This is a genomic window from Streptomyces racemochromogenes, from assembly GCF_039535215.1.
Classification (GTDB): Bacteria; Actinomycetota; Actinomycetes; order Streptomycetales; family Streptomycetaceae; genus Streptomyces; species Streptomyces racemochromogenes.
On sequence record NZ_BAAAWT010000001.1, the window covers coordinates 5,463,376 to 5,470,000 of the forward strand.

Sequence of the window (6,625 nt, forward strand, 5' to 3'; positions counted from 1 at the left end):
CAGAGAACCGTGACTGCAAGGGGTGACAACACGCTCATGAGCGATGTTCTGGAGCTGGTGGACGTATCCGTGGTCCGCGAGGGCCGGGCTCTGGTGGACCAGGTCTCCTGGTCGGTCAAGGAGGGGGAGCGCTGGGTCATCCTCGGCCCCAACGGCGCCGGCAAGACCACGCTGCTGAACCTCGCCTCCAGCTACCTCTTCCCCACCAAGGGCACCGCCACGATCCTCGGCAGCACCCTCGGCAAGCCCGGCAGTGACGTCTTCGAGCTGCGCCCGCGCATCGGCGTCGCCGGCATCGCGCTCGCCGACAAGCTCCCGAAGCGGCAGACCGTCCTGCAGACCGTGCTCACCGCCGCCTACGGCATGACCGCGACCTGGCAGGAGGAGTACGAGGACATCGACGAGCAGCGCGCCCGCGCGTTCCTCGACCGCCTCGGCATGACCGACTACCTCGACCGCAAGTTCGGCACCCTCTCCGAGGGCGAGCGCAAGCGCACCCTGATCGCCCGCGCCCTGATGACCGACCCCGAGCTGCTCCTCCTCGACGAGCCCGCCGCCGGCCTCGACCTCGGCGGCCGCGAGGACCTCGTCCGCCGCCTCGGCCGCCTCGCCCGCGACCCCATGGCCCCGTCCATGGTCATGGTCACGCACCACGTCGAGGAGATCGCCCCCGGCTTCACGCACGTCCTGATGATCCGGCAGGGCAAGGTCGTCGCCGCCGGCCCCATCGACCTGGAGCTGACCTCCCGCAACCTCTCCCTCTGCTTCGGCCTCCCGCTCATCGTCGACCGCAACGAGCACGACCGCTGGAGCGCCCAGGGCCTGCCCCTGCGCTAGGCCCGGCGCCAGGCCCCGACGTTCGCGCCCTGTCCGGCCGCGCCCGCCCGACCTACCATGACCATGTGGACATCGACGCATGGGTGTGGTGGCTCATCGGCGCGGTCGGACTGGGCATCCCCCTGGTCCTGACCGCCCTGCCGGAGTTCGGCATGTTCGCCGTCGGCGCAGTCGCCGCGGCCGTCACCGCGGCCGTCGGCGGGGGAGCGGTGGCCCAGGTCCTGGTCTTCGTCATCGTGTCGGTCGCGCTGATCGCCGTCGTACGGCCCATCGCCAACCGCCACCGCGACCAGCGGCCCCAACACCGCAGCGGCATCGAGGCGTTGAAGGGAAGATCCGCCGTCGTCCTCGAACGGGTCGACGGCAGCGGCGGCCGCATCAAGCTGGCCGGCGAGATCTGGTCCGCCCGTACCCTCGACTCGGACACCAGTTTCGAACCCGGCCAGTCCGTCGACGTCGTCGACATCGACGGAGCGACCGCGGTCGTCATGTGACAAGCAGCCCACCCGCGGCCCCGGGGTCTGCGAGACTCCGATCAACGGGGCAGCACAGACAGCCGGAAGGGCACGGGGAACCACATGCAACCGATCATCATCGTCCTGATCATCCTGGTGGTACTGGTCTTCATCGCCCTGGTCAAGACGATCCAGGTGATCCCGCAGGCCAGCGCCGCCATCGTCGAGCGGTTCGGCCGCTACACCCGCACCCTCAACGCGGGCCTCAACATCGTCGTCCCGTTCATCGACTCCATCCGCAACCGGATCGACCTCCGCGAACAGGTCGTCCCCTTCCCGCCGCAGCCGGTCATCACCCAGGACAACCTGGTCGTCAACATCGACACCGTCATCTACTACCAGGTGACCGACGCCCGCGCCGCCACGTACGAAGTGGCCAGCTACATCCAGGCCATCGAGCAGCTCACCGTCACCACCCTGCGCAACATCATCGGCGGCATGGACCTGGAGCGGACCCTCACCTCCCGTGAGGAGATCAACGCAGCCCTGCGCGGGGTCCTCGACGAGGCCACCGGCAAGTGGGGCATCCGCGTCAACCGCGTCGAGCTGAAGGCCATCGAGCCGCCGACCTCCATCCAGGACTCGATGGAGAAGCAGATGCGCGCCGACCGCGACAAGCGCGCCGCGATCCTCCAGGCCGAGGGCGTCCGCCAGTCGGAGATCCTGCGAGCCGAGGGCGAGAAGCAGTCCTCCATCCTCCGCGCCGAAGGTGAGGCCAAGGCCGCCGCCCTCAAGGCCGAGGGCGAGGCCCAGGCCATCCGCACCGTCTTCGAGTCCATCCACGCCGGCGACGCCGACCAGAAGCTCCTCGCCTACCAGTACCTCCAGATGCTCCCGAAGATCGCCGAAGGCGACGCCAACAAGCTCTGGATCGTGCCCAGCGAGATCGGGGACGCACTCAAGGGCCTCTCGGGCGCCATGGGTAACTTCGGCCCCCTCGGAGGCGGTTCGACGGGCTTCAACCCGCAGAACCCCGGCAAGGGCATTCCCGCCCAGGACACCCCCGCCGAGCGGCGCGAGCAGCCCCCCATCGACTGACGAGACCACCCCTCGTGCATGATCAGTGAGGCCCCTCGACCTTCACGGCGGGGAGGCGACTCACTCACGCAAAGGGGATGGCTCCGTCCATGTCCATGTCCATCTGGGAATCCCTCGCGGTCTTCGGCGCCGGAATCGGCGCCGGGACCATCAACACCATCGTCGGCTCCGGCACCCTGATCACCTTCCCGGTACTCCTCGCCACCGGCCTGCCCCCGGTCACCGCCAACGTCTCCAACACCCTCGGCCTGGTGCCCGGCTCCATCAGCGGAGCCATCGGCTACCGCAAGGAACTCCAGGGCCAGCGCGCCCGCATCGTCCGCCTCGGCTCCGTCTCCCTCGTCGGCGGACTCGCCGGCGCCATCCTGCTCCTGACCCTGCCGTCGGACTCCTTCGACACGATCGTGCCCGTCCTCATCGGCCTGGCCCTCGTCCTCGTCGTCCTCCAGCCCCGGCTCGCCGCGGCCCTGCGCCGCCGCCAGGAAGCGGCGGGACGCGATCCGGGCGGATCGGACGGCGGCACACCGCTCCTGGCCGGCATGCTGCTCTCCAGTGCCTACGGGGGCTACTTCGGCGCCGCCCAGGGAGTCCTCTACGTCGGACTGATGGGCCTGCTGCTCCACGAGGACCTGCAACGGATCAACGCCGTCAAGAACGTGGTCGCCGCGCTCGTCAACGGCATCGCCGCCGTCTTCTTCCTCTTCGTCGCCGACTTCGACTGGACGGCCGTCCTCCTCATCGCCGTCGGCTCCACCATCGGCGGCCAGATCGGCGCCAAGGTCGGCCGCCGGCTCCCCCCGACCGCCCTGCGCGGAGTCATCGTGACGGTCGGGATCCTCGCCATCGTCCAACTGCTGCTCCGCTGAGCGACGTAGAAGAAATACGCCGCCCCACGGGCCCGCGGGGACGCCGGACTACGCGGTGCGCGCCAGCCACTCCGGCAGCGCGTCCTCCCCGCCCACCCCCAGAGCCAGCAGCATCGCGTCCGCCGGAGAAGGCACGAAGGGCTTCCGCAGCAACGGCATCCCCGCCTCCTCCGGCGTCCGCGCCGCCTTGCGGTGGTTGTCCTCGGCACAGGAGGCCACCGTGTTCAGCCACGTGTCACCACCCCCCTGGGCCCGCGGCAGCACGTGGTCCACGGTCGTCGCGCGCTTCCCGCAGTACGCGCACCGGTGCTGGTCCCTGACCAGCACCCCCCGCCGTGACCAGGGAGCATGTCTTCGGAAGGGCACCCGCACGTACCGGCACAACCGGATCACCCGCGGCATCGGAAGCTCCATGGTGGCCGCACGCACACGCAGCTCGGGATGCGACTGTTCGACGACGGCCTTGTCCTGCAGAACCAGCACGACCGCCCGGTTCAGCGTCACCGTCGACAGCGGCTCGAAGCTCGCGTTCAGTACCAGCGTGTCCCGCATCTCGCCCACCTCCCGTGTGCAGGCCCGCGACCACCCTGGCGGCAAGGCCCGCAACCACTCTGGCCGCGCGCGCCACGCGGGACAACGCAATAAAAATGCCCGGTCCTGGCCTTCTTTAGACCAGGACCGGGCGAACAGCGGGAGAACGATCAACGCGCCGCGGGCGACTCGTACTCACCGATCAGCTGGGCACGGCCGAGCGCGTGGAACCGGAGGTGGAAACCGACCACCGCCGGCGAGGAGTCCTCGTCCGGACCCAGCTCCTCCCGGTCCACCGCGTACACGGTGAACACGTACCGGTGCCGCTCCCCGCGCGGCGGGGCGGCACCGCCGAAGTCGCGCGTGCCGTAGTCGTTGCGCACGTGCACCGCCCCCTCGGGCAGCCCCTCGAAGTCCCCGCTGCCCGCGCCGGCCGGCAGCGAGGTCACCGAAGCCGGGATGTCGAACAGCACCCAGTGCCAGAACCCGCTGCCCGTCGGCGCGTCCGGGTCGAAGCAGGTCACCGCGAAGCTCTTCGTCCCCTCGGGGAAGCCCTCCCAGCTCAGCTGCGGGGAGAGGTTCTTGCCCGTCAGGACCTGGGCCGCGTGCAGATCGGCACCGGGCGAGACATCCTCGCTGGTCACCGTGAAGGACGCCACCTCGGGGTGGAAGTCGTGCGGAAGGGGAGCCCTTTTCTGTTCGGCCACTGCTGTCCTCCTGGATCGGATGAGGGGTACCCGCCCGAGCCTAGAACCAGTTGCGCTGCGAACCGACCGAGGCGATCCACTGGTTCAGGTACGCCGCCCAGTCGGTCCCCTGGTACGACTGCAGACCCACCTGGAAGCAGCGGTAGGTGTCGCTGCCCTCGCTGAACAGCCCCGGCTTCTTGTCCATCTCCAGCACGACGTCCATCTCGTGGCCGTCCGAGACGAAGGTCAGCTCGACCTGGTTCAGACCCCGGTACTGCGACGGCGGCAGGAACTCGATCTCCTGGTAGAACGGCAGCGTCTGCCGGGTCCCCCGGATGTGCCCGCGCTCCATGTCCGCGCTGCGGAACGTGAAGCCCAGCTGCCCGAAGGCGTCCAGGATCGCCTGCTGCGCCGGCACCGGGTGCACGTTGATCGGGTCCAGGTCACCCGCGTCCACCGCACGCGCGATCTCCAGCTCCGTGCTGACCCCGATGTTCATCCCGTGCAGGTGCCGGCCGCCGAAGTGGGTCACCGGCGTCTCCGCCGGGATCTCCAGCCCGAAGGGCACCACGTGCAGCGCACCGGGCTGCACCTTGAAGGCACCGCCGAGGCGCTGCTTGGTGAAGACGACGTCCTGCTTGTACTCGCCGTCGCCGCCCTCCACCTCCACCCGCGCCTGGAGCCCCACCGACAGACCCTCGATCTGCTGCTCGACGGACCCACCCTGGATCCGCACCTCGCCCTGGACGATCCCGCCCGGCACCACGTTCGGCTCGGTGATGATCGTGTCCACCGACGCACCGCCGGCACCCAGGCTCGCGAACAGCTTCCTGAAGCCCATGCTCTCTCCCCTACACAGATATACGGATCCACTGACCCCTTACCACTGCGGAACCATAGGGCCCGGTTGCAGCGGCGCGCGTTCCACTACCCTCGACCGGATGAGCGCGCGCCCCGACCGTACGCCCCTGTCCCGGTCCTTCTTCGACCGCCCGGTCCTCACCGTGGCCCCCGACCTGCTCGGCAGGATCCTGGTCCGCCGCACCCCGGACGGCCCCATGGAACTGCGCATCACGGAGGTGGAGGCGTACGAGGGCGAGGCCGACCCCGGCTCCCACGCCTACCGCGGCCGTACCGCCCGCAACGCGTCGATGTTCGGCCCGCCCGGACACGCGTACGTCTACTTCATCTACGGCATGTGGTTCAGCCTCAACCTCGTCTGCGGCCCGCCGGGCCACGCGAGCGGTGTACTGCTGCGCGCCGGGGAGGTGACGGTGGGCGCCGACCTGGCCGCCAAACGCCGCCTTTCAGCCAGATACCCGCGTGAATTCGCCAAGGGGCCGGCCCGCCTGGCCACCGCCCTGGGCATCGACCGCTCCCTCGACGGCACGGACCTCTGCGCGGGCCCCGATTCCCCCCTGTCCCTGCTCGCCGGTACGCCCACCCCGTCCGACCAGGTCGGCAACGGCCCCCGCACGGGCGTCGGCGGAGCCGGCGCGGCCCACCCCTACCGCTACTGGATCACCGGCGACCCCACCGTGAGCCCCTACCGGGCCCACGCGCCGCGCCGCCGCGCAACTTGACTCGATCTTGGGAGACGCCTAACGTAGCCCGAGCCGCTTGAACGGGTCGCTGTCTTCAGCAGCCCCCCGGAGCGGCCAAACCACTACCTACGACGTACCCCTGGCGGGGTCCTATTCGGCATGCCCGAATTCCCTGCCGACCGGCTCGATTATGAGTCGGCAGGGAAAAGCGTTAACGTAGTGACCACGCCGAAAGGGAAAGCGCGAAAGCGCAGGACCTGGAAGGCAAGCGAGAAAGTCTCTGATAGAGTCTGAATCGCAAGAACGAAAGCCCGGAGGAAAGCCCCAGTAAGTGTTACTGCGGGTGAGTACAAAGGAAGCGTCCGTTCCTTGAGAACTCAACAGCGTGCCAAAAATCAACGCCAGAAGTTGATACCCCGTCCACTCCGGTGGATGAGGTTCCTTTGAAAAAGACCTGTCGGGCCCTCGGGCACTGGCAGGCAACGAACACAGCGAGGACGTTGTGGTCAGTCGGTCTTATTCCGACCGTGACTGGCCCGCTCTTTCGTGGTGTGGACCGGATTACCGGTAAACATTCATGGAGAGTTTGATCCTGGCTCAGGACG

The 6,625-nt window shown here is 68.9% G+C and carries 8 protein-coding genes and 1 rRNA gene (1 of these 9 cut by a window edge); 6 read left to right on the forward strand and 3 right to left on the reverse strand.

All coding sequences use genetic code 11. The features are described from left to right. Positions 1–36 precede the first annotated feature (36 nt). The 4 genes from ABD973_RS25140 (at position 37) to ABD973_RS25155 (ending at position 3,256) form a co-directional block, all read left to right on the forward strand. Positions 37–837, forward strand: a complete 801-nt coding sequence (locus ABD973_RS25140) for an ABC transporter ATP-binding protein (RefSeq protein ID WP_125601065.1) — start codon at positions 37–39, stop codon at positions 835–837. A 65-nt stretch (positions 838–902) separates the two neighbouring features. Further along, positions 903–1,331 (forward strand): NfeD family protein, encoded by a 429-nt coding sequence (locus ABD973_RS25145; protein ID WP_125601062.1) that lies wholly within the window; start codon positions 903–905, stop codon positions 1,329–1,331. Between the two features lie 84 nt (positions 1,332–1,415). Beyond that, positions 1,416–2,390 (forward strand): SPFH domain-containing protein, encoded by a 975-nt coding sequence (locus ABD973_RS25150; protein WP_125601060.1) that lies wholly within the window; start codon positions 1,416–1,418, stop codon positions 2,388–2,390. A 95-nt stretch (positions 2,391–2,485) separates the two neighbouring features. Further along, positions 2,486–3,256 carry a sulfite exporter TauE/SafE family protein gene (locus tag ABD973_RS25155; protein ID WP_125601081.1) on the forward strand — a complete coding sequence of 257 codons (771 nt, stop codon included), beginning with the start codon at positions 2,486–2,488 and terminating at the stop codon, positions 3,254–3,256. A 48-nt stretch (positions 3,257–3,304) separates the two neighbouring features. Here the strand turns inward: ABD973_RS25155 and ABD973_RS25160 are convergent, their stop codons facing one another. The 3 genes from ABD973_RS25160 to ABD973_RS25170 all read right to left on the reverse strand — a co-directional run bounded on the left by ABD973_RS25160 (position 3,305) and on the right by ABD973_RS25170 (position 5,317). Next, positions 3,305–3,808: an HNH endonuclease gene (locus ABD973_RS25160; protein ID WP_042800736.1), complete on the reverse strand. Its 504-nt coding sequence runs from the start codon at positions 3,806–3,808 to the stop codon at positions 3,305–3,307. Positions 3,809–3,957: 149 nt separating this feature from the next. Then, the gene (locus tag ABD973_RS25165) at positions 3,958–4,494 is read right to left on the reverse strand and encodes a YbhB/YbcL family Raf kinase inhibitor-like protein (protein ID WP_125601056.1); all 537 of its coding nucleotides are present in this window, start codon (positions 4,492–4,494) and stop codon (positions 3,958–3,960) included. 40 nt (positions 4,495–4,534) lie between these two features. Beyond that, positions 4,535–5,317, reverse strand: a complete 783-nt coding sequence (locus tag ABD973_RS25170; RefSeq protein WP_125601053.1) for a sporulation protein — start codon at positions 5,315–5,317, stop codon at positions 4,535–4,537. A 100-nt stretch (positions 5,318–5,417) separates the two neighbouring features. Here ABD973_RS25170 and ABD973_RS25175 point away from each other — a divergent pair, with 100 nt between their 5' ends. Both ABD973_RS25175 and ABD973_RS25180 read left to right on the forward strand, forming a co-directional pair. Next, a complete protein-coding gene (locus tag ABD973_RS25175) occupies positions 5,418–6,059 on the forward strand; it encodes a DNA-3-methyladenine glycosylase (protein WP_345502225.1) in 642 nt (213 codons plus the stop codon). 535 nt (positions 6,060–6,594) lie between these two features. Continuing rightward, positions 6,595–6,625: ribosomal RNA gene (locus ABD973_RS25180) — 16S ribosomal RNA — on the forward strand (it continues 1,493 nt past the right edge of the window).

What these genes read in the sequence shown, in the direction of transcription:
- ABD973_RS25170 (WP_125601053.1), bottom strand. Translation starts at nt 5,317, where the DNA reads ATGGGCTTCAGGAAGCTGTTCGCGAGCCTGGGTGCCGGCGGTGCGTCG.
- ABD973_RS25140 (WP_125601065.1), top strand. Translation starts at nt 37, where the DNA reads ATGAGCGATGTTCTGGAGCTGGTGGACGTATCCGTGGTCCGCGAGGGC.
- ABD973_RS25160 (WP_042800736.1), bottom strand. Translation starts at nt 3,808, where the DNA reads ATGCGGGACACGCTGGTACTGAACGCGAGCTTCGAGCCGCTGTCGACG.
- ABD973_RS25155 (WP_125601081.1), top strand. Translation starts at nt 2,486, where the DNA reads ATGTCCATCTGGGAATCCCTCGCGGTCTTCGGCGCCGGAATCGGCGCC.
- ABD973_RS25175 (WP_345502225.1), top strand. Translation starts at nt 5,418, where the DNA reads ATGAGCGCGCGCCCCGACCGTACGCCCCTGTCCCGGTCCTTCTTCGAC.
- ABD973_RS25150 (WP_125601060.1), top strand. Translation starts at nt 1,416, where the DNA reads ATGCAACCGATCATCATCGTCCTGATCATCCTGGTGGTACTGGTCTTC.